The 23,801-nt window shown below is 39.9% G+C and carries 23 protein-coding genes (1 of these 23 cut by a window edge); 8 read left to right on the forward strand and 15 right to left on the reverse strand.

The genetic code is table 11. The features are described from left to right. Nucleotide 1 precedes the first annotated feature (1 nt). The 9 genes from FHG67_RS14020 to FHG67_RS14060 form a co-directional block, all read right to left on the reverse strand. Entirely contained in the window at nucleotides 2-1,165 is a 1,164-nt protein-coding gene (locus FHG67_RS14020) for a DegT/DnrJ/EryC1/StrS family aminotransferase (RefSeq protein ID WP_004494837.1), read from the reverse strand. A gap of 63 nt (nucleotides 1,166-1,228) precedes the next feature. After that, on the reverse strand, nucleotides 1,229-3,028 hold the full coding sequence (locus tag FHG67_RS14025) for a carbamoyltransferase C-terminal domain-containing protein (RefSeq protein ID WP_004498746.1): 1,800 nt from the start codon (nucleotides 3,026-3,028) through the stop codon (nucleotides 1,229-1,231). Between the two features lie 14 nt (nucleotides 3,029-3,042). Continuing rightward, nucleotides 3,043-3,669, reverse strand: a complete 627-nt coding sequence (locus FHG67_RS14030; RefSeq protein ID WP_004498722.1) for a class I SAM-dependent methyltransferase — start codon at nucleotides 3,667-3,669, stop codon at nucleotides 3,043-3,045. A 34-nt stretch (nucleotides 3,670-3,703) separates the two neighbouring features. After that, nucleotides 3,704-4,396, reverse strand: coding sequence for a cytidylyltransferase domain-containing protein (locus FHG67_RS14035; RefSeq protein WP_002614497.1), 693 nt, complete (start codon nucleotides 4,394-4,396; stop codon nucleotides 3,704-3,706). A 4-nt stretch (nucleotides 4,397-4,400) separates the two neighbouring features. Further along, nucleotides 4,401-5,465, reverse strand: coding sequence for an N-acetylneuraminate synthase family protein (locus FHG67_RS14040; RefSeq protein WP_002614492.1), 1,065 nt, complete (start codon nucleotides 5,463-5,465; stop codon nucleotides 4,401-4,403). Between the two features lie 15 nt (nucleotides 5,466-5,480). Beyond that, complete coding sequence (locus FHG67_RS14045) at nucleotides 5,481-6,155, reverse strand: glycosyltransferase family 2 protein (protein WP_004498743.1); 675 nt, start codon at nucleotides 6,153-6,155, stop codon at nucleotides 5,481-5,483. A 4-nt stretch (nucleotides 6,156-6,159) separates the two neighbouring features. Then, on the reverse strand, nucleotides 6,160-7,245 hold the full coding sequence (locus FHG67_RS14050) for an iron-containing alcohol dehydrogenase family protein (RefSeq protein WP_004498682.1): 1,086 nt from the start codon (nucleotides 7,243-7,245) through the stop codon (nucleotides 6,160-6,162). Between the two features lie 62 nt (nucleotides 7,246-7,307). Next, complete coding sequence (locus FHG67_RS14055) at nucleotides 7,308-8,258, reverse strand: GDP-L-fucose synthase family protein (RefSeq protein ID WP_004494857.1); 951 nt, start codon at nucleotides 8,256-8,258, stop codon at nucleotides 7,308-7,310. Nucleotides 8,259-8,262: 4 nt separating this feature from the next. Beyond that, entirely contained in the window at nucleotides 8,263-8,583 is a 321-nt protein-coding gene (locus tag FHG67_RS14060; protein ID WP_002614501.1) for a MarR family EPS-associated transcriptional regulator, read from the reverse strand. A 459-nt stretch (nucleotides 8,584-9,042) separates the two neighbouring features. Here FHG67_RS14060 and FHG67_RS14065 point away from each other — a divergent pair, with 459 nt between their 5' ends. The 6 genes from FHG67_RS14065 to FHG67_RS14090 all read left to right on the forward strand — a co-directional run bounded on the left by FHG67_RS14065 (nucleotide 9,043) and on the right by FHG67_RS14090 (nucleotide 14,072). Continuing rightward, complete coding sequence (locus FHG67_RS14065) at nucleotides 9,043-10,461, forward strand: SBBP repeat beta-propeller lipoprotein, LipL53 family (RefSeq protein ID WP_142499830.1); 1,419 nt, start codon at nucleotides 9,043-9,045, stop codon at nucleotides 10,459-10,461. A gap of 160 nt (nucleotides 10,462-10,621) precedes the next feature. Further along, entirely contained in the window at nucleotides 10,622-10,816 is a 195-nt protein-coding gene (locus FHG67_RS22720; protein ID WP_306169539.1) for a hypothetical protein, read from the forward strand. 142 nt (nucleotides 10,817-10,958) lie between these two features. Beyond that, nucleotides 10,959-12,386 (forward strand): SBBP repeat beta-propeller lipoprotein, LipL53 family, encoded by a 1,428-nt coding sequence (locus FHG67_RS14075; RefSeq protein WP_004494838.1) that lies wholly within the window; start codon nucleotides 10,959-10,961, stop codon nucleotides 12,384-12,386. Nucleotides 12,387-12,673: 287 nt separating this feature from the next. Next, nucleotides 12,674-13,090, forward strand: a complete 417-nt coding sequence (locus tag FHG67_RS14080; protein WP_002614493.1) for an Hsp20/alpha crystallin family protein — start codon at nucleotides 12,674-12,676, stop codon at nucleotides 13,088-13,090. Nucleotides 13,091-13,110: 20 nt separating this feature from the next. Next, nucleotides 13,111-13,515, forward strand: a complete 405-nt coding sequence (locus FHG67_RS14085) for an Hsp20/alpha crystallin family protein (RefSeq protein ID WP_002614500.1) — start codon at nucleotides 13,111-13,113, stop codon at nucleotides 13,513-13,515. A gap of 209 nt (nucleotides 13,516-13,724) precedes the next feature. After that, complete coding sequence (locus tag FHG67_RS14090; RefSeq protein ID WP_002614496.1) at nucleotides 13,725-14,072, forward strand: DMT family protein; 348 nt, start codon at nucleotides 13,725-13,727, stop codon at nucleotides 14,070-14,072. Nucleotides 14,073-14,822: 750 nt separating this feature from the next. Here the strand turns inward: FHG67_RS14090 and FHG67_RS14100 are convergent. From FHG67_RS14100 to FHG67_RS14115, 4 genes are all read right to left on the reverse strand, one after another. Next, on the reverse strand, nucleotides 14,823-15,416 hold the full coding sequence (locus FHG67_RS14100; protein ID WP_004498700.1) for an SCO family protein: 594 nt from the start codon (nucleotides 15,414-15,416) through the stop codon (nucleotides 14,823-14,825). Between the two features lie 107 nt (nucleotides 15,417-15,523). After that, nucleotides 15,524-16,540, reverse strand: coding sequence for a multicopper oxidase domain-containing protein (locus tag FHG67_RS14105; RefSeq protein WP_004498769.1), 1,017 nt, complete (start codon nucleotides 16,538-16,540; stop codon nucleotides 15,524-15,526). Between the two features lie 6 nt (nucleotides 16,541-16,546). Next, entirely contained in the window at nucleotides 16,547-16,861 is a 315-nt protein-coding gene (locus FHG67_RS14110) for a PLDc N-terminal domain-containing protein (protein ID WP_002614494.1), read from the reverse strand. Between the two features lie 39 nt (nucleotides 16,862-16,900). Beyond that, nucleotides 16,901-18,922: a right-handed parallel beta-helix repeat-containing protein gene (locus tag FHG67_RS14115; protein ID WP_004498776.1), complete on the reverse strand. Its 2,022-nt coding sequence runs from the start codon at nucleotides 18,920-18,922 to the stop codon at nucleotides 16,901-16,903. 302 nt (nucleotides 18,923-19,224) lie between these two features. Between FHG67_RS14115 and FHG67_RS14120 the strand changes: the two genes are divergently transcribed. Next, nucleotides 19,225-20,496: a sensor histidine kinase gene (locus tag FHG67_RS14120; protein WP_004500971.1), complete on the forward strand. Its 1,272-nt coding sequence runs from the start codon at nucleotides 19,225-19,227 to the stop codon at nucleotides 20,494-20,496. A gap of 672 nt (nucleotides 20,497-21,168) precedes the next feature. On the opposite strand, the gene FHG67_RS14130 is transcribed toward FHG67_RS14120, so the two are convergent. After that, nucleotides 21,169-21,447 (reverse strand): LIC_11321 family protein, encoded by a 279-nt coding sequence (locus FHG67_RS14130; RefSeq protein WP_376767575.1) that lies wholly within the window; start codon nucleotides 21,445-21,447, stop codon nucleotides 21,169-21,171. A gap of 208 nt (nucleotides 21,448-21,655) precedes the next feature. On the opposite strand from FHG67_RS14130, the gene FHG67_RS14135 reads away from it, so the two are divergent. Further along, nucleotides 21,656-22,672 carry an LA_0442/LA_0875 N-terminal domain-containing protein gene (locus FHG67_RS14135; protein WP_142499832.1) on the forward strand — a complete coding sequence of 339 codons (1,017 nt, stop codon included), beginning with the start codon at nucleotides 21,656-21,658 and terminating at the stop codon, nucleotides 22,670-22,672. A 325-nt stretch (nucleotides 22,673-22,997) separates the two neighbouring features. On the opposite strand, the gene FHG67_RS14145 is transcribed toward FHG67_RS14135, so the two are convergent. Beyond that, nucleotides 22,998-23,801, reverse strand: the 3' portion of a protein-coding gene (locus tag FHG67_RS14145) for a cysteine synthase A (RefSeq protein WP_004500986.1). It continues 177 nt past the right edge of the window; the window shows 804 of its 981 coding nt (coding positions 178-981); its start codon lies beyond the right edge, outside the window; it ends in the stop codon at nucleotides 22,998-23,000.

Below are 23,801 nucleotides of genomic sequence, written 5' to 3' on the forward strand. Positions count from 1 at the left end.
CTTAATTACCTTTAAACACCTTAATCATGGCAGAATTCACTTTATCCAAGACTTGATCTTGCATCTTTACTTGAATTGGGATGGCTACGCTTCTATCCAATAATTCTAAAGAGCGTGGAAAAGCTTCGAACAAATTAGGATATTGACGAACAAGTTCGGGAATATGATTCCAAGTTCCAGCAAAATGCCAAGAAATAGCTTCGGGAAGTATTTTAGTACCAAGACCTTCCTCGAGCATCGCTGACCGAAAAGCACGGGCCAATTTTGGAGTCTTTGTAAAAAAGACCAAAGCGTCAGCAGTTTCTTCACCAGACTCGGGAACATCTCTAAAACGGATGCCTTCATATTGAGATACAACTGATTGAATTTTCTCTAAATTAGCTCTTTGTAACTTCACGATTTCACCCAACTTTTTAAGTTGAGCAAGACCAACGGCGCCCTGCATTTCTGTCATTCGATAGTTAAAACCAGAACTACTCCTAGAGTCTTCCCAGCGTGGTAGCTTTGGATTATTTTCATGCCCATGATCATGATATGCTTTAGCTCTCTCCAATAAACTCTGATCCTTTGCAAGTATCATTCCCCCTTCGCCAGTAGTTATAATCTTTGCAAAATCAAAACTAAAACTACCAATATCTCCTAAAGTTCCGAGGTAGGAACCCTGGAATTTTCCGCCACATCCCCAGGCGGTATCCTCCATAACTAAAAGATTATGCTTTCGGGCAATCGCGAGAATTTGATCCATCCTTGCAGGGACACCTAACATATGCACTGGAACAATCATCTTAGTCTTTTGAGTGATCAATTTTTCAAGAGCAATTGGATCCATATTGAGAGATTCATCTATCTCACAAATGATTGGAGTAGCACCTGCTTCTACAATCGCTTCCACAGTTGCTAAGAATGTAAAAGACTGCGTGATCACTTCATCCCCAGGTTTAATATTAGCGGCTTTCATCGCTACTTTCAAAGCTGCGGTTCCGGAAGTAACCGCTAAGGCATCCCGAAACCCGAAATATTTCGCAAAAGCAAGTTCAAATTCTCTTACCTTAAAAACCCCATTCCGAATCCCGTCAAATCCATGCCGAAAGAGTATTTTACTCCTTTGAAATAAATCCTCCAATTCTCCAAACTCTTCATTTCCTATTAGTTCAAATCCGGGCATATTTATTTTCCTATCTGCTCAATCGAGATTTTTGACCGCGACGAAATCAATTAGAACTGATCTTTAAAATTCCTTTTTAGAGATAATCCAATTTGGAAGAATGATCGCATCCAAACCACTTTTTAAAAAAACACGGTAAGCATCTTTAGAACCATTTACAATTGGCTCTCCATGTAAATTAAAGGAGGTATTCAGTAATCCACCGACTCCAGTTATTTTCTTAAACTCTTTGATTAAAGTATAGTATTCTCGATTTGATTTTTGAGTCACCGTATTCGGCCGCACAGTAGCATCAGAAGGATGAGTGGCCGCCCGCAAAGCTTCCTTTCCTTTAGCTGTGGTTCGAAAGCCTATCGACATAAAGGGAGAATCAATATTTTTCGGGTTTATAGTATATTCATTTAAGTCTTCACGTAAAACGGAAGGGGCAAATGGCATCCAAAAGTCTCGATTCTTGATCTTCTCATTGATAACACCAATCGTATCAAAGTTTCTCGGGTCGGCCAAAATCGCCCTATTTCCAAGCGATCTGGCACCAAATTCTCCACGACCTACCGCCCTTCCGAAAGCGAAACCTTTTGCCAACATTTGAGCAGCGAGAGTTGGATTGTATTCTTTGACAAAAAATTGTTTCCTCGCCTCGGAAACAACCGTTGCTTCTTCTTTAACATCCATATCAGGACCAAGATATAAATTCGCAAGTGGAGTAAGCTCTCGACTTCCAATTTCTTGATCCATATACGCATAACAAGCACCGATAGCCAAAGACTCATCCCCTCCTGATCCAGGGACATAAAGCTCTTTCAACACACTTTCTTCATGAAGTAGCATGTTGGTTTTAATATTCATAGAAACACCGCCAGAATACGCAAGTTTCGTTTTTTTCTTGGATTTTAGAGCATTCGAGATGTATTTTAATACGATTTCTTCAGTGTATTTTTGTAATCCGCCGGCAATTCCATCAAAACGACTTCCGTTCAATCGTTCCCTAAACCAATAATAGTAATCTTTCGGTTTATTTTTGTAAACCATGGATAAACCATTTACTTGCATTGTAGATGAAAAAACTTCATAAGGTTTTTTTAATATTTCTTCTTTAGCATACGGGGCCAAGCCCATTACCTTATATTCATGCTCATTAGGCTTCATACCTAAAATTAGAGTTACATATCGATAAAGACGGGCCAAGGTAAATTCATTGGAACCAAGTTCATGAACTCTTTTCAGTCCACCATCTTTTTTAATGACAGAAATTGTAGAAGAAAGCCCGTCCCCATAGGCGTCCGCGGTTAATGTGAGAACATCTTCCCCCCTACAAATTGATCCCCAATACGCATACGCGGCATGACATGTATGATGATCCAAGTGAACAATTGGAATGTCCGTTCTACCGAGGATAGAATAAAAATAATCGTGTAAGAAAACCTTATAGTGAGGCCAATCTTTAGTTGAATAATACCCTTTTATATTCTTTAAAAGTTTTTTCCACTTTTCTGGCCCTGGCGCTTGATTGATATCGATTTTATCTTTAAATACTTTGTAAAAATCTACGTCCTTCTTTTCATATAATTTAGGATACCAGTAATCATCCATTGAACGAATATAATCTGAAATTTTCCAAGAGCTATAAGTTCTCATAATATGAGTCGAAACATTCAACTCGGTTCCAGCAACCACAACACGATCTAAATCGGACGCTGTAATTCCACCTGTCTCTAAAACATAACGAATTGATTTTTCAGGTAATACTTCGTCATTTTTTTTTCGTGTAAATCTTTCCTCGCTAACACAGGCGACGATGTGACCATCAACCATCAATGCAGCTGTACTCAACTCACCTAAAGATAATCCTAAAATTTTCATTTAAAAACGTCCAATCAATCTATTTTAAATATGCAGCTAGTTTCTATATTCTCAGAACCAGGATACTTGGTCTCAGAAAAAGAAATCAGCTCAAATGGGCACAATTTGATAAACCCTGCCAAATTAGTAAAAAAATCTATGCCGTATTTTTGACCTTTCTCGTAAAATTGCAAATTATGAATAAAATAACCACCTTTAAAATGTTTAGCAATATTCTCAAAGGCATAAAGCAATTTATTATCTTCTAATATATACCAAGTTAACTCTGAAAACATAATATTCTTATATTCTGAATATTTTCCAAGAAATTCGATATCATCACAAAAAAAATCCATATCGCCAAAGTATTCTTTTGCCTTTCGTATTGCAGTCTCAGAGATATCAACTCCAGCCACTTTTGCTCCAGTAAAATCTCGAAGAAAGGAAGTATAAAAACCAAGCCCGCAGCCAAATTCGATGATTTCTTTAATACCAAATCTCAACATATAAGAGGTCGAAATTAATTTAGAGGCACAACCAAGAATACTTTCACGTTTTGTTTGATACCATGGATCGTCACATGAGGAATACATTTCTTCAAATTTTCCGACAAACTCTCCATCCTTTATTACATAATCATGATAATCTATTTGCTTTTTCAAAGCCCACTCTCCCGAGGATCACCAATTTACGATGTCACAATTTCGAAATTAGTTCTTCAACTTCATAGTCTTCAGGAAGTCCCGAGTAATTCTCAAGATGCATCTGAAACAGTTCATAATCTTCTTTTGTATCAACATCTAATGAAAGCTCCGGAAAACGGAATTTTTCATCGGCGATTGGAGAATAAATCCGATAACGATCCCAGTGATTCCAAATAAAACGGGTCACGTGTTCTCTTTCTTCTGGCAATTTTGCAAGTTCATCGATCTCTTCTAATAATCTCTTTCTTAAAATCTCTACACCGACTCCATCAATAAAAGAATTTTCACCCCAAGGAATATGATTAAAACCGTAATCGTAGTCTTCGTTAGTAAATCCCTCGATTAAGTCATCGATAACTTTGAAATCCAAAAACGGATTATCTGCGCAGACTCTGACGATATTTTTTGAGACCGACTTTTTACTAGCCAAAACAAATCGACCCAACACGTCTGCCTCAGATCCACGAAAGACGGTTACACCAAGACTTTTTGCGACAACTTCCAAAGAATCATCAATCGATAGATTACTTGTCGCTAATATGATTTCAGTTAATTGTTTTGATTTCTTGATACGTCGAAGAACCCATTCTAAAATAGTGAACTTCCCGAGTTTTAATAACATTTTCCCCGGAAGTCTTGTAGAGCCCATCCTTGCTTGAACTATGGCAAGTGTCGACGAGCCCATTTTCCTAAAGTTGAACCAAATCTTCCCAATTTAAAATATGATCTTCTAAAAGATCTCTATTGACCACTCTTCCGATTACATCATCCCAAAAAATAGGGCTAATCCCATGTGCAGGTCTTTTAAAAGTTATATCTTGTTCTTTAATTTTGCTACCTTTCGAAAGATTTTTAGAAAGGACAATAGATCTTCTGGCGTTTTTCCGACTCAACTCTTCAGATTGAAGTGGTGCTTTTTCACTACTACCGATTAAAGATTCAAATTCCTTAAGTTTTCCTTTGAATCTTTTAAGATCATCCTTATCCATCGCATGATAATGATCATTTCCAGGGAGAGTTTTGTCATGAGTAAAATGTTTTTCCAAAACGACGGAACCGAATAACGTCGCGGCTATCAAAGATTTCATCTCAAGATCTGGAGGAGTGTGATCTGAATATCCAATCCAATGATGAGGAAATATTCTTTGTAAGTCCTGGATCATTCCCAAATTTGCATTTTCAGGTTTAGTAGGATAATTTAATATACAATGCAAAAGAATAATCTCGCTTGCTCCATTTGCGTGCAACTCTCTCATTGCAAAATCAATCTCTGGAATAGTCGAACTACCAGTTGATAAAATCACTGGCTTAGAATATTTAGCAACGCTTCTTAATAAAGGAACGGAAGTTATATCCGCCGAAGCGACTTTTATAAAAGGCATTTGAGAAGCCAAACGTTCCACCGCCTCCAAATCGAAAGGGGTAGAAAGAAAATCAATCTCCACCGATTGGCAATGTTTAGCGAGAATTTCATACTCTTTCCAACCGAAAGAATCATATTTTTTAAATAATTCAAATTGACTAGCGGTGGGTTCTTGAGTTCTATCCCAATAGGATGGTGAATTCTTAGATGCTAACGTCTCCGCTTTATAGGTTTGAAATTTTGCCCCGTCCGCCCCACCTTCCTTAGCTTCGTCAATCAATCGTTTCGCTATATCGATCGATCCTTCATGATTGACCCCTATCTCAGCGATCACGTAAGGATCGAAAAAACCAGTAATAATTTTATTTCCTAATTGAATCGGCTGTGGCATACAATGTACTTTAAGCTATAAAAGATCAAGACGATGATCTTTATGTTTTTCCCTTAAACTTTTCATTCGCTCGTCCATCAATTCAGAATCATTCGTCATATTTGAATCATGCCTTCTGTACCGATAAAGAGGAAGTTCAATTCTATGTATTGAATATTTCTTTTCGAAACGAATTCTTAGATCCTTATCTTCGTGAGAAAGAAATCCGTCGTCATACAATCCAATATCAATCAGCTGTTCAATGCGAAACATGATCCCACAGCCAATTGGATCCACCATACAATTTTTTCGGGACAAAAAATCCTCGTGATCGTCGACCAAATAATAATCACAGGCGACTGCATCAAAATTTGGATTATAAGATAAAAATTTATGAAGAATACCAACATAATCTGAATTCACATAATCATCGGCATCGACCCTAACGATAAACTGTCCTAACGCAGATCTGATTCCAAGGTTTAAAGATGCTGGCAAACCCTTATTACTCTCGTTTTCAATTACTTTTATTTCTTTGCCGAAGATTTCAAGGGCATATTTCGTCTTATCCGTACTTCCATCATTGATTATAATAATTTCATAATCTTCTTTTGGAAAATTTTGATTCAATAGAGAACGAATACATCTTCCAATATACCTCTCTTGATTAAGAGCAGCGACGATAACGGAAACGGTTGGAGCTTTTTTCATCATTTCAAAACGAGGAAAAGATCGATCTAGTTTTTTCTTGAGTGAGAATGTTTTTAAAATCGCTTCCCAACGCATTTGTTAATGGTTTTTCATGAATTACAGTAGACAAATGCAACCTTTCCATCTGAGAGTCATCCAATGAAGAACAAATTCCTTTTGGAAGGTTGATTTTTTGTTTATCCATCATAAAGTGAAATTCATCCGTTTCTTTTGGATAAAACTCGCTCATTTGATTCATAACTATACAATTGGAAATGCAATGATGAGTTCCTAATACTACACTCAGCCCGGCTGAGAAAGGATGAACCACTCCAACGTAGCTGTTCGCAATCGCGCAACCACCTAAATAAGAAGCGACCATAAGTTTTTTTCTATTTTCGCTAGACATCATATCATTGGAGAGAAAAACCTCTCTACAGAGTTCCAACGCTTCTCGGGAAAATGCATCTCCGACAGGATGACGATAGCTTCCATTTAAAGACTCTATACAATGAATGTAAGTATCCATTCCTGTATAAAAATACTGGTCTCTTGGAACAGTAGCAGTTAGCTCAGGATCTAAAATGAGCTGATCATAAATAGTAAACTCGCTATTCATCCCAAGTTTAAGGTTTTTTTTCAAATTCATGAGAACACAAGTCCGAGAAGCTTCCGCTCCTGTACCAGATAAAGTAGGAATTCCAACTTTAAAAATTCCCGGCTTTTTTAATAAATCCCAACCTTGATAATCTTCTGATCTGCCTCCATTTGGAATGAGATTCGATACGGCTTTGGCAACGTCTAACGTGCATCCACCACCCAAGCCGACAATAGCACAAGGCTCTCCAATAGAAGATAAAATCTGATCTCTCAACTCATCAATGTAATCAGTTTTCGGCTCATGAGCAGAATCATAATAAAAAACTAAATCTTCTTTCTCTAATGGTAACGAAGAAACTATATTTTTATCTTTAAAATAGATATCGATAAAGAAAGCTACATTTGTATTTTTCTCTCTTCTTGGCTTTAAAATTTTTTCTAGGGATTTCAAAGCACCGTCCCCGAAAACATATCGTAGGACATTTTTTGAATTAGGAAAATCTATTGACATATTCTAAAAACCAAAGCCTTTTAAAAATTAAAAAACAAACGATACGGTAAAATCTATTTTTTTTAGAGGATTATTTTCCGCAAATAATCCTCAAACGCCAACCGAATCCCCTCTTTTAACTCCACTTGGTGCCTCCAACCCATCTTATGAAGTTTGGAAACGTCCAATAATTTACGAGGAGTACCATCCGGTTTCGTAAGATCGAAAGTCAGAAGTCCTTGATAACCTACTACTTCTTTCACCGTTTCAGCCAATTCTCGAATGCTTACCTCGATACCGCTACCTACGTTGACATGCTCCCCGCCCTTCGCATCACCGGTAACGTCGTAATTTTTCATTAAAAAGACACAAGCTCGGGCCATATCATCCGAATATAAGAATTCCCTTAAGGGTTTTCCTGTTCCCCATACGACCACTTCGGGAAAATCCTTAATTTTAGCTTCGTGGAATCTACGAATCAAAGCCGGGAGAACGTGAGAATTCTCGGGATGATAATTGTCGCCCGGACCGTACAGATTGGTCGGCATAACGGAAATAAAATTCGTGCCGTATTGACGATTGTAACTCTGGCACATTACGATTCCTGCGATCTTAGCGATCGCATAGGGTTCGTTAGTCGGTTCAAGTTTGCCGTCCAACAATTGACCTTCGTCCATCGGTTGTTTGGCGAACTTCGGATAAATACAGGAGGACCCCAAGAAAACAAGCTTCTTTACCTTAAATCGATAACAAGCGTCTATGATATTATTCTGAATTTGAAGATTAGAAAAAATGAATTCAGCCGGGTAAGTATTGTTCGCGTGAATTCCGCCTACTTTTGCGGCGGCAAGGAAAACATATTCAGGTCTCTGATTTTCAAAAAACTCATTCACTTTCGGTTGCTCGGTAAGCTCCAATTCCGCGTGAGATTTCCCAATAATATTCTCGTAACCTTCTTTTCTCAAAACTCGCTCGATAGCAGAACCGACAAGCCCTCTATGACCGGCAATGTAAATTCTCGCGTCTTTTTCCATCGCCTTATTCTTCCCCGACTTCCCTCTTTAACTCCTCGATTTCTTTCCGGATTTGTTCGTATTCCTGTATTTTCATTTTCAGATAACGAACTGTAACACGAGCCTTCTCTTCGATTCCCATCGGGGTTAAAAAATACGTGTAAGCAAATTTGTTATTACTGTTTTTAAAGTTCTTTGCCTTGATCCAACCCTTGTCCATCAAAGCCTTCAGACAATAGTTTACTTTACCTAAACTAATTCCTAAAATCTCGGAAATTTCTCTCTGGTTGACTTCGGGGTTTTCTTCCAAGATTCTCAGAAGTTTGTGTCTCAGTGCATCATCCATAAGAAACGCCCAAAAAGAAAGAGATTCGGAAAAAAGGAACTCTAACGGAAGCTTCGAGCATAGCTTCGCCGGGTCAGTCCCAGAATTGGAAAATCTTGATTCATAAAAAAACGTAAAGGAATCCTGTCAAGAAATTTTGTTCAACTGTTGAACAGACCTCAAGTTCACATCCTTCTGATTTCCAAGCAAACCTCTGAACCACTTTTAGAAGAACGACTTACCCTCTCAATTTACAAACGGAAGCAAAGACTATGAAACGAGAAAGCGCCTAAGGAAAACACGCAATGAAAAGAAAGGTAAATGATAGGTGTCTCAATTGGAAGGTGATTCGTTTCTTAAAAAACACCAAATAGATTCTACCCGTGTAGGGGAAAACATCCTATGCCCTGGAAAATTTCTGTCTCAAAAAGCCTCGAAGGTTTCGGTCGAAAATAACGTTTGGAAATTGGGAAAAATATCATGAATCGCATTTGCATTTTTCTTTCTATATTCCTTCAGGCCTGCACTCCGGCTAAGATGGTAGGCGTGGCAGCTCCGGGAGCAAATGACTCTTGGATTCAACTTTTAGTTCGAGGAATCGCAAGAATTGAAGCAATCGATAACGTTTTTTCCGAACCCGACCTCGAAGAAGATTTGAAAACGTTTGAATTAGAACGGGCCCTGTCAATCGGAGCGCCTAACGCAAGTACCATCGCTAGAGGCCTAACCGTGGACGAAAAAGGTTCGATCTATATCGTAGGAGATACGAACCAAGGTGTTTACAATGCGGTGGGAGCCTTCGGAATCCAGGACATCATCCTTGGAAAGTATGATTCTCAAATGAATCCGATTTGGACGAAACAAATCGGGAATCCGAGAGTAAGATTAGAGGTAGAAGATATTGCAGTCGATTCGAACGAAAACATCTATATAACCGGTAGCACAAAAGATCATTTTCGAGGTTCAAAGCAAGAAGGAGAGGATGATCTGTTTCTAATCAAATTCGATTCCGGTGGAAACGAACTTTGGTCTCTGCAAAGTGGTATTCTTAATCATTCAACTTTTCCTTCAGAAATTGCGCTAGATTCATTCGGAAACATTTATATAACTGGAAAATCGACCGGACCTTTCGGTGGTCCTCTAAGCGGACCGAACGGATTTATCATCAAGTTTGATAGTGACGGAAACCGGGATTGGGTCCAACAAATCGCAATCCCTACGGCAAGAAGTTTTCCAAAAGGATTGGCTATTAACAAAACCACAAATGATATTTATATCACCGGTTCCGGAAACGGAGATCATGAAAAAAATACCACTCCAGGAATTGGAATCGACGACCTTTTTATCCTTAAATATGACAGTAACGGCAACGGTCGATTTTTCGCTCAACTCGGTTTCGCTGGAAAATCTTTTCATAGCAAATCCATAACAGTGGACCCGCTCGGAAATGTACTGGTAGGCGGATCGAGCAACGGTCGTTTTGAATCGGAATTAGGTGGAACAAGCTGGCTTGGAACTATAGTCAAATATGATTCAACCGGCACTCGGCGATGGATTCGTCAATTCGGACCACCTGGTGATTCTCATATACAGGCACAGGTCAACTCGATCATTACCGACAAAAGCGGAAATATTTTTACAACTGGTTCTACCAATGGAAATATCCTGGAGGATGGAGACGGTCCGTTAGGAAACCAAGACGCATTTATTACAAAATACAATTCATCCGGACAAAGAAAATGGATAGAACGGATTGGAGTTCGCGGAGCAGTGATTTCCGGAGATGAGCTCAAATTCGATCCGACAGGAAATCTCTACGTTATCGGAAACACAAACAGAGGAATAAACGGGGCTCCTATGCGTGGAACGACTGATATATTTGTCGTAAAATATAAATAATCATTACTACAAGAACAAAGAAATTTCCATAAACCCACTTTTCCGCTTTTTTACGGAAGAATTTAGTCAATTTCACGGAACGAATTCCCTCCCTTCCCAATCGGGATCGGCTTTACTACTCGGACGCTTGAAAATGATACTCTAAAATAAGCGATCGGTTTTGCAAAAGTACAGCAGTTCGCAAAAATTAAGTCAAATCGGGAAATCCCGACTTTTTAAAGGAAAATTCCAATATTCTAATTTTCGAAATATGTTTGTCATAGTATTCTATTCGTGCGTTCGAGTAGTAAATTCACGAATTTCAACTTTTTATACGAAGAAATCACCAATCCCACAGTTAATTCTCTCTCCCTAAAAAGATAATTCGTTTCTTAAGAAATACCAAATAGATTCTACCCGTATAGGAGAAAACATCCTATGTACTGAAAAATTTCTATCTCAAAAGGCCTCGAAGATTTTAGTCGAAAATAACGTTTGGAAATTGGGGAAAATATATCATGAATCGCATTTGCATTTTTCTTTCTATATTCCTTCAGGCTTGCATTCCGGCTAAGATAGTAGGCGTGCCAGCTCCGGGAACAAACGACTCTTGGATTCAACTTTTAGTTCGAGGAATCGCAAAAATTGAAGCAATTGATAACGTTTTTTCCGAATCCGCCGCCGACCTCGACCTCGAAGAAGATTCGAAAACATTTGAATTAGAACGGGCCCTGTCAATCGGAGCACCTAACGCAACTGCTATGGGCGAAAGCTTAGTCGTGAGCAAAAAAGGTTCAATCTATATCGCAGGAAGTATAAGCGGAGGTGCTCGCAATACAGGGGGAGCCGTCGGAATTCAGGATATCATTTTTGGAAAGTATGATTCTCAAATGAAAATGATTTGGAAAAAACAAATTGGAAACGCAAAAACAAGTGTGCATGTAAGCGATATTACAATCGATACGAACGATAACGTGTATGTAACCGGCCATATAGACAGTAATTATCTGAGAGCACTTACGGGAATAGAAGACATGTTCCTAATCAAATTCGATTCCGAAGGAAACCAACTTTGGCTTAGACAAAAGGGGATTGCAAATCATCGAATATTTCCCAGTAAAATGACGTTAGATTCGGCTGGAAATGTTTATATAGTTGGACATACAGACGGACCCTTTGGAGGTCCTTTGACCGGAGCAAACGGATTTATCATTAAGTTTCAAAGCAACGGAGACGAGGATTGGATCCGTCAAATTGGAGTCGCAAAAGCAGAAAGTATTTTGCAAGAAATCACCTTCGACAAAACTACAAACAACGTTTATATAACCGGTATCGGAAGCGCAAACTATGAGACAAATACACTCCTCAGTATCGGAATCCGAGACATTTTTATTTTTAAATACGATAGCAATGGGAACGGTCGATTTTTTGCTCAATTCGGTTTTACTGGCAAACTCTTTTATGAAACTTCCATAGCCGTAGATCCACTTGGAAATATATTGATAGGCACATCAATCAACGGGCGATTCGAAACAACGTTAGGCGGAACAAGCTGGCTTGGAACTATAGTCAAATATGATTCAACCGGCACTCGGCAATGGATCCGTCAATTCGGACCACCTGGTGATTCTAATATACAGGCACAGGTCAACTCGATCATTACCGACAAAAACGGAAATATTTTTACAACTGGTGTTACCAATGGAAATATCCTGGAGGATGGAGACGGTCCGTTAGGAAACCAAGACGCATTTATTACAAAATACAATTCATCCGGACAAAGAAAATGGATAGAACGGATTGGAGTTCGCGGAGCAACGATTTTCGGAAATGAGCTCAAATTCGATCCGACAGGAAATCTCTACGTTATCGGAAGCACAGACAGAGGAATAAACGGGACTCCTATGCGTGGAACGACTGATATATTTGTCGTAAAATATAAATAATCATTACTACAAGAGCAAAGAAATTTCCATAAACCCACTTTTCCGCTTTTTTACGGAAGAATTTAGTCAATTTCACGGAACGAATTCCCTCCCTTCCCAATCGGGATCGGCTTTTAAATTCACGGATTTTGACTTTTTATACCAGGAAACTACCGGATTTCACAGTTTAATCCTCCTTCTTAATCCTGGCACTTAATAAAAAAGAGTGCTAATTTTTTAAAAAAATGCTGGAACTTTTTAAGTATTTTAGCACTCTAATATTTAGATTGCCAAAAGAGGTATCAATCATGAATGAATTTAGAATCTTTGAAGATCTTCATAAACTACAGAATCAGTTTTCCAACCTTTGGGACCCGTTTTTACTCCACGGTGGAAGCGCCTATCCGGCTTTGAACATCCACAAAGGAGTCGACGCGGTGACGATTACCGCACTCATACCAGGAGTCGAACCGGAGAATTTGGAAATTACCATAAGTGGAAATCAACTGCATTTAAATGGGGAAACACCTACAAACGCTCCAAAGTCCACTCAAGGGGTAAATCGTGCAGAAAGATTCCATGGAAAATTCCATAGAACCCTAGAACTTCCCGCGGAAGTCGATTCGGAAAAAACCGTTGCAGAATTTAAAAACGGAGTTTTGATCCTCACACTTCCCGTTCGGGAAAGCGTGAAACCGCGTAAAATCCAAATTCAAACCAAGTAATCTTTTTTAGGAGAATCACTATGACAAACGCAGTTCTAAATCAAGAAAACCGTACCGTTCCCAAAAAGGATGCTCCTCAGGAAACGAAAAAAGAAAGAATGAGAATTCTCACTCCGAGAGTGGACGTCTACTCCGACGAAGAAAACATCTATCTATTCGCAGACCTTCCGGGTGTGGAAGAAAAAGATGTTCAAGTAGAGTTGGAAAAGGACCAACTGGCCATCTCCGGTAAAACTTTCGAAAAAGATATTTCCGGAGAACTCAGATATTCTGAGTTTCGTATGGGAGAGTACAAAAGGATCTTCGCTCTCGCCGAATCCATAGAAGAAGATCATATCTCGGCGGTTTATAAAAATGGAGTCCTAAACCTGACTCTCCCTAAAAGAAAACCACTCACGAAAAAAATAGAGGTTCGTTCCGAGTAATCGCTCATTCCGCCGGCGCCGGATTTTTCCGTAAGTTCAACCGGCGGAATCTTACTTTTTCGAATTTTATAAAAACACAACGGCTTAGAATTCCTTCTTTTGTCCTAACAAGTTGAGTCTAAGACCCGCATTTAAAAACCCCGAGTCTTCGGGGCTCTTTTCTCAAATCCGAATTGCCTATCTATGGCTCCGTAAATTTTTATTCTTTTATGAAAACCTTCTTTCTTCTCGTTTGCTCCAATCTATTTATGACCTTCGCTTGGTATGGTCATTTGAAGTTTTTTCACGGATGGAGTCTTCCCTTAACAATTTTACTCAGCTGGGGAATCGCCCTTTTCGAATATGTCTTGATGGTTCCCGCCAATCGAATCGGCTACGGAGAGGAAGGTTACAGCGCCTTTCAACTTAAAATCCTACAAGAGATCATCACTATCTCCATTTTCATCTTATTTGCCTCCCTGATTTTAAAGGAAAAGATCAGATGGAATCATATGGTGAGTTTCTTTTTAATTTTAGCGGCGGTCGGTTTTGCGTTTTACGATAAAGCAAATTCCTAGCTACTTGTTAGCCAAACCAAAACGGTTATCAGATCGTTACTTACAAAACTCGTTGTCCCAAACATCTAGGAACTTTTACGAATCTAAATAGCTGCATTCCAAAAAAGTAATAGTTCGGACGCTTCCTCGCTTGAATCCATTTGTAAAATAAAACAAAAATTGTATAAAGCGCAGGCCTGGCTGTCCTCTTCGGTCAAGATTGGAAAAATAACCCAATTACAAAATCCATTTCGAAAAGATCAATAACTTGACCCGAGTCGATCCCTAGCGCATTCAAAAATCCTGTTTTATGGAAAAAACTTACCCAAATCTTATTCAATCAAACACTTTTTGTTCAAACTTTTAAATAACGTGAATTCGGCATAATTCATTTTTCTGTAGAAATTTGAACTTTGTAAATCTATTCTTAAAATGTGGGAGTTAGAACAAATCGAGATTTTACGAACAAATTCTAAAAATAGAGCCTACTTTTAGAAAAATTTTTCTCATTTTCAACCGCCGAACTCACGTTAAATATCACAGAATCTACCACTCGGACGCTTGAAAATGATACTCGAAAATAAGCGGTCGGTTTTGCAAAAGTACAGCGGTTCTCAAAAATTAAGTCAAATCGAGAAATCACGACTTTTTAAAGAAAGATTCTAATTTTCGAAATAAGTTTGTCATAGTATTCTATTCTTGCGTTCGAGTAGTAAGAACGATTCGAATATGCGCATCTCGGAAGAAAAATACAAATGTTATCGTCGAATCTCAAAGAAATTTCCGAATCCCTTCCGCGAGAGTTTTTCCGTCCGTCCCTCCGGGAAAGGTAGCAAGAATTCTACTTTGATCATCTAGAACATACAGAAAAATGGTGTGATCCACCGTATAACCTCCTTCCAGCTGGGGCACGTTGACTTTTTTAGACACTGCTCCAAACGCATTTTGCAAAGAATCTAACTTAGATTTTTCGCCCGTTAAAGCGACAAGCCTTCCTTCCGGAAATTGTTTTACATATTTTGCAAGTAATTCGGGAGAATCTCTTTCCGGATCTACGCTAATAAACACCGGAGTCAGATTCTTTCCATCCTCGCCCAGCTCCTTGACCGCAGCGGACATATCTATAATTGCCCTTGGACACATGTCCGGACAATGCGAAAACCCGAAGTAAACGAGTTTCAACTTTCCTGGAATGGAGCTCAAAGGGATTTCCAAGTTTTCCGTATTCTTCAAAGCAGAAGAATACCATTTTTCTATAAAGATCGGTTCCATAGTTTTCGATTTGGATTTCCATTCTTTCCAACCGAAAAAACCCAAACCGATTCCCAAAAACAAAACGACCACAAAAAGAATTCTTTCCTTCAACACTTTCACCTAGATACGTTATTTCATTCACTTGAGTCCGTGCAGGATCGATCACTCTCGATCCGAAACTTTACACATCAATACAATCGATACGAATCCACGTTAATCTACACCGCTACGATCCAGCCCATGGCTCCATTTCTCGCCATCTCCGTCTGATGGGGATGAAACATATACCTTCCTCTTTTGGGAAGTGTAAATTCAATGATCACCCGTTCCGTTTGCCCGAGAGTTACAACATCCGTATGATCGTCCGGAATCAACCTTGTTCCAGTTCGAAATACATCGAAAGTTTGAGCGTGTAGATGAAAAGATGCAACGGGTTCGTATTCGCACATGTTCGCGATATAAAGACGAACCTTTTGACCAACCGGGACCTTGATCGGATATCGATCATAAAAACCCGCCATCCCGTTCCAAGAGAAGATATCATTCTTTCCTTTGTCTTTAAGATCCCACCCGGAAAGAATCAACATAAACTCGTGAGCAGGCGGACGACCTTCGGGTGGATCCACGATCAAACCTCCGTAAAGTCCTTTGGCCATATGGCTCGCAAGTGGAGGAACGTGACAGTGATACGGATGAAATCCGATCGGGCCTGCGGTAAGTTTATAAGTTTTTTCCCCGCCGGTTACGACCGGTTCCCAACCGTCTTCGTTAGGATCGTGGCTTCCGTGAAAATGAATCGAATGCGAATGTTCGGAATCGTTTCTAAGAGTGATTTCCATCCTTTGTCCAAGTTTAGCTCGAACCACAGGACCAGGAACTAAACCGTTAAAAGTCCAAGCCTTGACTACCGTATTGTGTGCAATCGTCAAAGGCATTTCTACAATGCTAATGTGTTGTTTTAAGATCGGATCGGAAGAAATTTCTAAATTTCCTAACTCCATCCGATTTAAGAAATCCGGATCGACTTGAAAGGGAGGATGCAACATGCTCCCGTAAGAATTGCTTCCAGGATTTCCCGGAATCGAAGTTTCCCGGCTGATCCCTACGATTCCAGGCCGAACTTTACAAAGCAAGTTTCCATTTCCATCTTTTTCACCGATAGAACTGATTCCGGCTCCAGCCGCTAAACCGGCCCCTCCGATTCCGATCCATTTGAGAAATTGTTTGCGATTCAATTTCTTTTAGAATTTGGCGACCGATGTGACAAGAATGATCAGCGCCAAAAACCCCACTCCCCCGTAAACAAGAGTATTTTTCAACCAAGCGGGAACCTTAGATCCTCCCGCAACGAGATACACTCCAGCTCCTATAACCGGAACCAGAAGAATCACCCCGGTCCATATCGAACCGATCTTGGAATCCACGTCCTCTCTTTTTACCAGATCCACAAGCGCCAAAGGAGCTACAAGAGTATAGAGGATAAACGGAAAGTAGTACCCGTAAAAATTGAATAATAAAGCGAAAAACCCGGGTCCACCGACGACAGCTTGTTCCATATTTTTCTCCTATAAAAACTTTCGAATATTCTAAAATTATCAACCTATTGTTTTGGTTCCAATGCCGTTCATCAGGGAGATTCCTGTGTAAACCAAAAGCAGAAAAAAGACGATCAATCCTCCCAAAACCAAAGTTCTTTTGAACCAGTTCGGATATTTGCTCCCCCCTCCAAGAAGATAAATTCCCGAACTCAAAATCGGAATCAGAGTGATCGCGGCGACCCAAGACAACTTTTTGTTCCGATCCAAATCGATCCGATCCTTAAGATCGAACAGAGACACGGAAGTCCAACAGATATAAATCGCAAACGGAAGTAAAAATCCCAGCCAATGATAGAAAAACGGAAAAAGGCTTCTCGGTTTTACCAGAGTGATCGCGCCAGTCGATGAGGAAGGTTTTCTCGGGATCGATTTCAAAATTTTTTCCGTTTCTTCCGGAAGGGAAATTTTATCCAAATCCAAATTAAAATCTTCAAAAGCGGTTAACGCAGGTCTCACCGGAGCGGCGCTTCCATTAGGCATATTCATTTGAGGACCTGGAATCGGTTGTTCCTTATAATTTCCGGAAGGAAAGTTTCCGTCGGAAGCCTGCACCATCAATCCAAGAGCGCCGAGCATCATGGAAAGATCTCCGCCCATTGGAAGTCGAAGAAAAGAGTCGCAACCGTTCCACTTCTCCAAAAAGGCGGGAAGTTCGGTTCTGTACTCGTTTCCGGAAAAACAGTTCCCCGTGCTCATCGGTCCGACGAGAGCGATATCCGCTCTTCCCGAATTGTAGACGATATTATCCCGAACTACGTTGTTATGCGAAATCCAAAAGTTTTCGTCCAAATTAGGAAGGATTACAATCCCGTTATTCTCATGATTGATTACTACGTTTTTTCGGATAGTATTCGAAATTCCTCCCGCGATCAAAATGCCGTTTCCAAAAGAAGGATACTCTAAAGCCGCAATCGGAGCCTTAGGATTATTGTTATTATAGATTAAGTTGCCTATGATGGTGGTCTCTCTTTCCGGAGGAAGAAGTTCCCTATCGAGAGTGTTCGGCGCAACTCCCACGATGTTATTCTTCCAAATGGAACTGATGAGATAAAGCTCACCGCCAGAGTTCGTCCCGGAATAACCGAGACCGTTGTGTTCGGAAACGACGTCGTAAAGAATCGCCTTACAGGGATAACACTGGCCGATATAAATTCCGGAATCGGGAGAACCGGATGCGTAGGAATGTTCGATCACACCGTTCCTAGAGTCGAACGCATAAATTCCGTAATCCCCGTTATTATGTGCAGTTAAGTAGGAACCTCTGAAACCCTTTACTCCGGTCCAATAAAAACCGTTTAACGTAGCGTTTCTTGCAGTCATGTTCTCGATCACAACTCCGTCTGCCGCAACGACCATGATTCCATTCCCTCTTTGAAACTGACCGTCAATGACGACCTTATTCCGATCCACGCCGCGAATCGTAATGGAAGGCGTAGTAACGGTCACTTCTTCCAAATAAACACCCTCGCTAATCAAAATGAGATCACCCGGACTTGCAGCATCTACGGCATTCTGAATCGTAGGATAGGAAGAAGGAACTTTGCGTGTGATTCCGGAAAATTGAGCAACGTTCTTCCAGGATTTGCCAGATTTAGCGGCGGGGTTGTAAGGAACGTTTCCCACTACAACATCTCCGACCATTCCGTTCTTGCCGTCGGAAGTCGCGTGAAAGGAACAAAAATAAGGAAAAACTCCTTCCCGAGGAAAGGTAACTTTTGTCTTGGAACCACGGGGCATTACGATGCTTCCGAAGGATTTTTCCGTGGACCAATTTTTATCCACAGCGATCGCGTTATGCGGGTTGTTTCCCGAATTGACAAACTCAATGACTCCTCCGACCGGAATTTTCTGCATCGGCGGAGAAAAGGAATTATCGATCATCAATACGTGAGCGAAACCTTCGACCTCGTCTTTTTTCTCTCCAGAACAAGCGGAAATAAGAACTCCTACTGAAATTCCAAACAAAAGCAATGTAAACAAACAGGAAACTTTTTTGATTTCGAAACCTGACTCTTTCATTTTTGATGAACTCCCCGGGTTCTTCGGAATTTTATTGTATACTGGATCGGAGGATTGTTTTGAATAGGATTACATATTTACAACCGATCCGGAAAGATGCACGGTAAAAATAAATCTTCTCGATCTATAAATGGCTTTAAAACCTTTCTTCTCGAAATAATGAGCATATGCTCACATATTCTAAAAAAACTCAAGATAAAAATGACTTTTCCAAAGCCAAATTGGAACATTTATTATCTTACGATCAAAAAGATACGAATCTTCAAGAATAATATGAAACAACTAGGAGCTTTGTTTCCCCTTTGAAAGAATTCCTCAAACTCCCTTCTCCCAATTCCACACATCCAAATGCTTGGAAGAGAAACATCATTCACGTTCTTCTGATTTTCGCTTCCTGTTTTGGCTTTTTAATCTATATCCCGAGCGTGTATTTAGCCTGGCAACAAAAGCTCGGAGAAGTGGTTATTTTAGATACTCTTGCACTTCTTCTCGTATGGTTTCTTTTATTATTACCGAATCGATTCTATAAACCTAAGTCTTATTTTTTCTTGTCCCTGGTTTTTACCCTAGGCTGTTTACTTTACACAAAGATAGGATTGGGAGGCGGAGGAATTCTTTGGTTATTTTTAGTTCCAGTTTTTTGTGGAATTTTTTTAAACCAAACTTTTGCGTTTTGGGGTTGGGGCGTCGTGTCGATCTGCGTTTTTTCGGGTATTCTTTTCGCTCATTATCAAATCTGGGCGGAGCCGTCCGTAACTCCCTTTCAGATTCTTGTAATTGGTTCCAACTTTACTTTCTTATGCGGAATTCTTACGTTTTTGGTGATAACAATTTTAAAAAAATTCGGAGATGGAATTAAAAAACAAAAAGAACTCATTCTTCTCCAAAAGAAGACGAATAAAAAGCTTCAGAATGAGATCGCAATTCGCACGGCTACCGAAGCGGAACTTACGAAATCTTTGAACGAGAAGGAGACTCTATCTCGAGAAATTCAGCTTAGGGTGAAAAATAATATCCAGTTGATTCTTGGAATGATGAACTTAGAACAACAAAAGACGAAGTCGGAATCGGCCAAAAAAGCGATCGAATCCGCGACGAATCGGATTCAGGCGATGGGAATAGTTCAGGATTATTTATTTCTGAAAAATTCTTACAAATTTATCTACGCAAAGGACTATATCAGTTCTTTAGTGGATCGCCTTTTTCTATTTTACGGTCCGAATGACAGAAGTATTCAACTCGATTGTAATATAGAAGAGATCTTCCTTCCCATCGAAAAGGCGATTCCCTGTGGGCTTATCATAAACGAAGTATTTTCCAATTCCTTCAAACATGCGTTTCCAGAAAACAAAGAAGGCAAAATTACGATCTTGTTTCGAAAATCCGATTCAGGATATTTAATGTTAGAGGTCGGAGATAACGGCATCGGCAACAAATCCGAGATAAAAGAATCTCCAAACGACGGGGACTCCCTCGGAATAAGCCTCATCGAAGCGCTTTGTTTTCAACTGCGAGGAGAATTGGAAATAGAAAGAGAAAACGGTTTTCTGATTCGAGTTAGATTTTTTCCCTAAATTGAACGTGAGGTCGGCCTAAGAAAATGCGAAAGCGATTATTATGTTTCGATCCGTAGAGAGGCACCCACAAATTTAAAAGGCTTCTGGGATACTTTTTGCAAGTAAAAAGTATCATTCTTGTCGGAACACTTGAAAAATATCAGTTTTTGATCCTTATTATCATTTTTTGATAGGGAAAAATCTCCCGAGTCTTTCCGCCCCACCACCCAAAATCAGGGGAAACTCAGGCACAACGCTTCCTAAACTCAGTAAACACCTTCCTATGGGTCGGTGTTTAGGGCGCGTTGTGGGCGATTGTTTCACATAGGATTTGTCGGAATTCCGACAGATTTATCTTCGGATCCGAGTATTTGTGAGGTTGATTATGTTAGAGAGCAACACTTTAGTTTCTTATTCGCCCAAACTTTCTTACGACCCTGCTCACGTTACATTAATTCTTTTTGAATATTCAAAAAATATAACATTCAGGAATGTGGCGGTGAGTATTCCGTTCTTTCGGTTCATAGCCGCGCTCCATTTCTACCCAAATCCGCCGATCGAAGACTTCTAACGTGTTTGGAATTTATTTTATACAGATGTTCCCGTCATAAACAAAACGTATCCTCTCGATGGACCCTTAAAACTCCGATATCGTTCGAACAGTCGAAACGTTAAAAAATCGGAGATTGGCTATTCCGGAAAAGATTCAAAACAAAGAGTACGCTCTTTCATAAAAGAATGAAATTGTCTATGAGCGACACAATCGTCTTCCGTACTAACAAAGTAGTCGTATCCCCCTCCCGCCATTCTGATTCTACAACATCCTTGAGCAGGCGGCTTGGAGGAAATTTCAGAATCTCCTTTCAATTCTTTTTCTTTCACTTCCTTTGCGAACGAAGTTCCGCAAAAAAAAATTAAAACGATCAAAAACGACATAGATCTTTTGAATTCAAACCTTCTTTTTTTCATCGCAATCATAACCCGTAAAACCAAGACAATCTAATTTCAAGCCGTTTTCATCCTTTTTTAAGATGAAGTAACGTGCCTCTTACTCCCTATTCTTTTCCCATCACAAGATTTTCGAGCAAATAAAATCGATTGAATTCGGAAATAAATTGCAATTCTCATTTTTTTACTAATACTGAAGCATTAATTTAAATTCTCAGGAACCTTACTTATGAAAATTTTTACCCATTCTCTACGGAACTTGACGCAGTCTAGAATTCTTTTTTTATTCTTTATTTTTCTATCGCCTAGCTGGATTTTCGCAGAAACGATCCTTTTCAAATCAGGAGAACGGGCTTATGCGACCGTGATTGATCAAGACGCAGAAACGGTAACCATCATTCGGGACGGGAAAAGGGGAAAATTAGGGAAATCTAAAATTCTTAAGATCATCTTCAAGGAAATTAAAGACGAGCAGGAAATCGCCAAGATCATCGAAACAGAAAAAAAGAAACTGAACAAAGAGGGTAAAAAAAGCGATAAGGAAGAACAACTCGATACAATTTATCTCGAACAGATGATTAAAGAGAATAGTTATAAAATTGTTCAGAAACGTCTGTTGTTATTGGAAAAATACCTGGAAGAAAGAGACGGAGATTGGGAAAATTATATCACGGCGAAAAGAAATCCGTGGGAACCCGTTTGGAAATCCGCGATTCTTCCCGGCTGGGGTCATAACGCGATGAAACAAAGCGGATGGGGCACAACGTATTCCACTTTGTTTTTCGTTTCTTTCCTTTCCTACTTCGGATTGGACGCAGCTGAAAAAGATAGGGCTAAAGCTTACGATAAGAAGATCGAAAAGATCATAGAACAACAATTTACGACCGATCTCCTCCTCGGTTCCAACTCTTCTTCGGCTTCCGTTTCCAGTTCGAATTTAAATTTGATCTTTCAATTCAACGCATTCAAAAACTCTAATTCACTGAACTCGATCCGTTCGGACGAGGGAGATTATAAAAACGCAAAACATACGGCCGCCGCAGTCACAATCGGAATCTATCTCATTCAGCTAACGCATACTTATTTTACCGGAAAAACTTGGGCACAAAACAATCTAATTCAAACTCCTACGGGTGAAACCGTTTCGGAAGGTTTTGGAATTCGAGGAAATCCCATGGTTTCGAAGGAAATTGCAGTGAGAAGTATCGATATCGGCGGTCAAATCCTTTATACGCTCTCTTACTAGGATTGTTTCGAGAAACTCATGCCCGTACATTTCCTAAGGAAATGTACGGGCGGTTTTCGAATAAAAAACGCTTCTGAATTTCATAATTTCAGTATATTCAATAAATATTATCTATTTTTTCTTCGAAACCGGTCCGTAGCTTCGGTCGTCCCATTGAGTATGATTCTTTTAAAAAATTGCAGATTTACAATGGATCGCCCCGCATCGCGATTCCAATTCTCAACTCGTGAAGTTGGCTATGGACCTCTGTGTTTCAAAGATGAAAATCTCCAAAAAAATCGAGATCTACGAATAAAAATTCTCCTGTTTCGAAAGAACCACAAATTCAAAACGTAGGAACGGAATAACCTTTCGATATCAACCATTCCGGATTAAAAATTCGAGATTGGTATCTCGCTCCGGAATCACATAGTACAGTAACTATAGTATGACCGGGTCCGAGTTCTTTGGCGAGTTGTACTGCCGCGGCCACGTTGATCCCAGACGAACCTCCTAAAAAAAGCCCATCCTTATAAAGAAGTTGATAAACAACTTTCAAACACTCCTCATCCGTGATTCGAACCGCATCGTCCATAGGCGCCCCTTTCATGTTTTCGGTAATCCTTCCGTTCCCAATTCCCTCGGTAAAGGAACTACCTTCCGCAAAAACCTCGCCCTTCTTTACGAAATTATAAATTCCGGATCCGTAGGGATCGGCGACCACGGTTTTGATTTTGGAATTTTTTTCCTTTAAAAATAAGGAAACTCCTGCGTAAGTTCCCCCAGTTCCGAGAGAAGTGACCCACGCATCCAACTTTCCTTCTGTTTGTTTCCAAATCTCCGGACCTGTGGTTTTATAATGCGCTTCTCGATTAGCAAGGTTATCGAATTGATTGGCCCAAACCGCGTTGTCCATCTCTTGGGCGATCCTACCCGAAACCTTTACATAGTTATTCGGATCTTTATAAGGAACGGCTGGAACGGTTTTCACTTCTGCGCCCAAGGTCCGTAAGAGATCGATTTTTTCCCGAGACTGTGTATCCGGAATGATAATTAATGTTTTATAACCCTTCGAGTTGCAAATATGAGTCAGTCCAATTCCCGTATTTCCTGCGGTTCCTTCTACCACCGTTCCACCGGCCTTCAAAAG

Source organism: Leptospira weilii (genome assembly GCF_006874765.1).
GTDB lineage: Bacteria > Spirochaetota > Leptospiria > Leptospirales > Leptospiraceae > Leptospira > Leptospira weilii.

Coding starts and splice junctions, on each gene's coding strand:
- FHG67_RS14065 (WP_142499830.1), top strand. CDS start 9,043: ATGAATCGCATTTGCATTTTTCTTTCTATATTCCTTCAGGCCTGCACT.
- FHG67_RS14085 (WP_002614500.1), top strand. CDS start 13,111: ATGACAAACGCAGTTCTAAATCAAGAAAACCGTACCGTTCCCAAAAAG.
- FHG67_RS14090 (WP_002614496.1), top strand. CDS start 13,725: ATGAAAACCTTCTTTCTTCTCGTTTGCTCCAATCTATTTATGACCTTC.
- FHG67_RS14025 (WP_004498746.1), bottom strand. CDS start 3,028: ATGAAAATTTTAGGATTATCTTTAGGTGAGTTGAGTACAGCTGCATTG.
- FHG67_RS14080 (WP_002614493.1), top strand. CDS start 12,674: ATGAATGAATTTAGAATCTTTGAAGATCTTCATAAACTACAGAATCAG.
- FHG67_RS14130 (WP_376767575.1), bottom strand. CDS start 21,447: ATGAAAAAAAGAAGGTTTGAATTCAAAAGATCTATGTCGTTTTTGATC.
- FHG67_RS14045 (WP_004498743.1), bottom strand. CDS start 6,155: ATGAAAAAAGCTCCAACCGTTTCCGTTATCGTCGCTGCTCTTAATCAA.
- FHG67_RS14050 (WP_004498682.1), bottom strand. CDS start 7,245: ATGTCAATAGATTTTCCTAATTCAAAAAATGTCCTACGATATGTTTTC.
- FHG67_RS14055 (WP_004494857.1), bottom strand. CDS start 8,258: ATGGAAAAAGACGCGAGAATTTACATTGCCGGTCATAGAGGGCTTGTC.
- FHG67_RS14040 (WP_002614492.1), bottom strand. CDS start 5,465: ATGCCACAGCCGATTCAATTAGGAAATAAAATTATTACTGGTTTTTTC.
- FHG67_RS14135 (WP_142499832.1), top strand. CDS start 21,656: ATGAAAATTTTTACCCATTCTCTACGGAACTTGACGCAGTCTAGAATT.
- FHG67_RS14035 (WP_002614497.1), bottom strand. CDS start 4,396: ATGGGCTCGTCGACACTTGCCATAGTTCAAGCAAGGATGGGCTCTACA.
- FHG67_RS14060 (WP_002614501.1), bottom strand. CDS start 8,583: ATGGATGATGCACTGAGACACAAACTTCTGAGAATCTTGGAAGAAAAC.
- FHG67_RS14110 (WP_002614494.1), bottom strand. CDS start 16,861: ATGGAACAAGCTGTCGTCGGTGGACCCGGGTTTTTCGCTTTATTATTC.
- FHG67_RS14115 (WP_004498776.1), bottom strand. CDS start 18,922: ATGAAAGAGTCAGGTTTCGAAATCAAAAAAGTTTCCTGTTTGTTTACA.
- FHG67_RS14075 (WP_004494838.1), top strand. CDS start 10,959: ATGAATCGCATTTGCATTTTTCTTTCTATATTCCTTCAGGCTTGCATT.
- FHG67_RS14020 (WP_004494837.1), bottom strand. CDS start 1,165: ATGCCCGGATTTGAACTAATAGGAAATGAAGAGTTTGGAGAATTGGAG.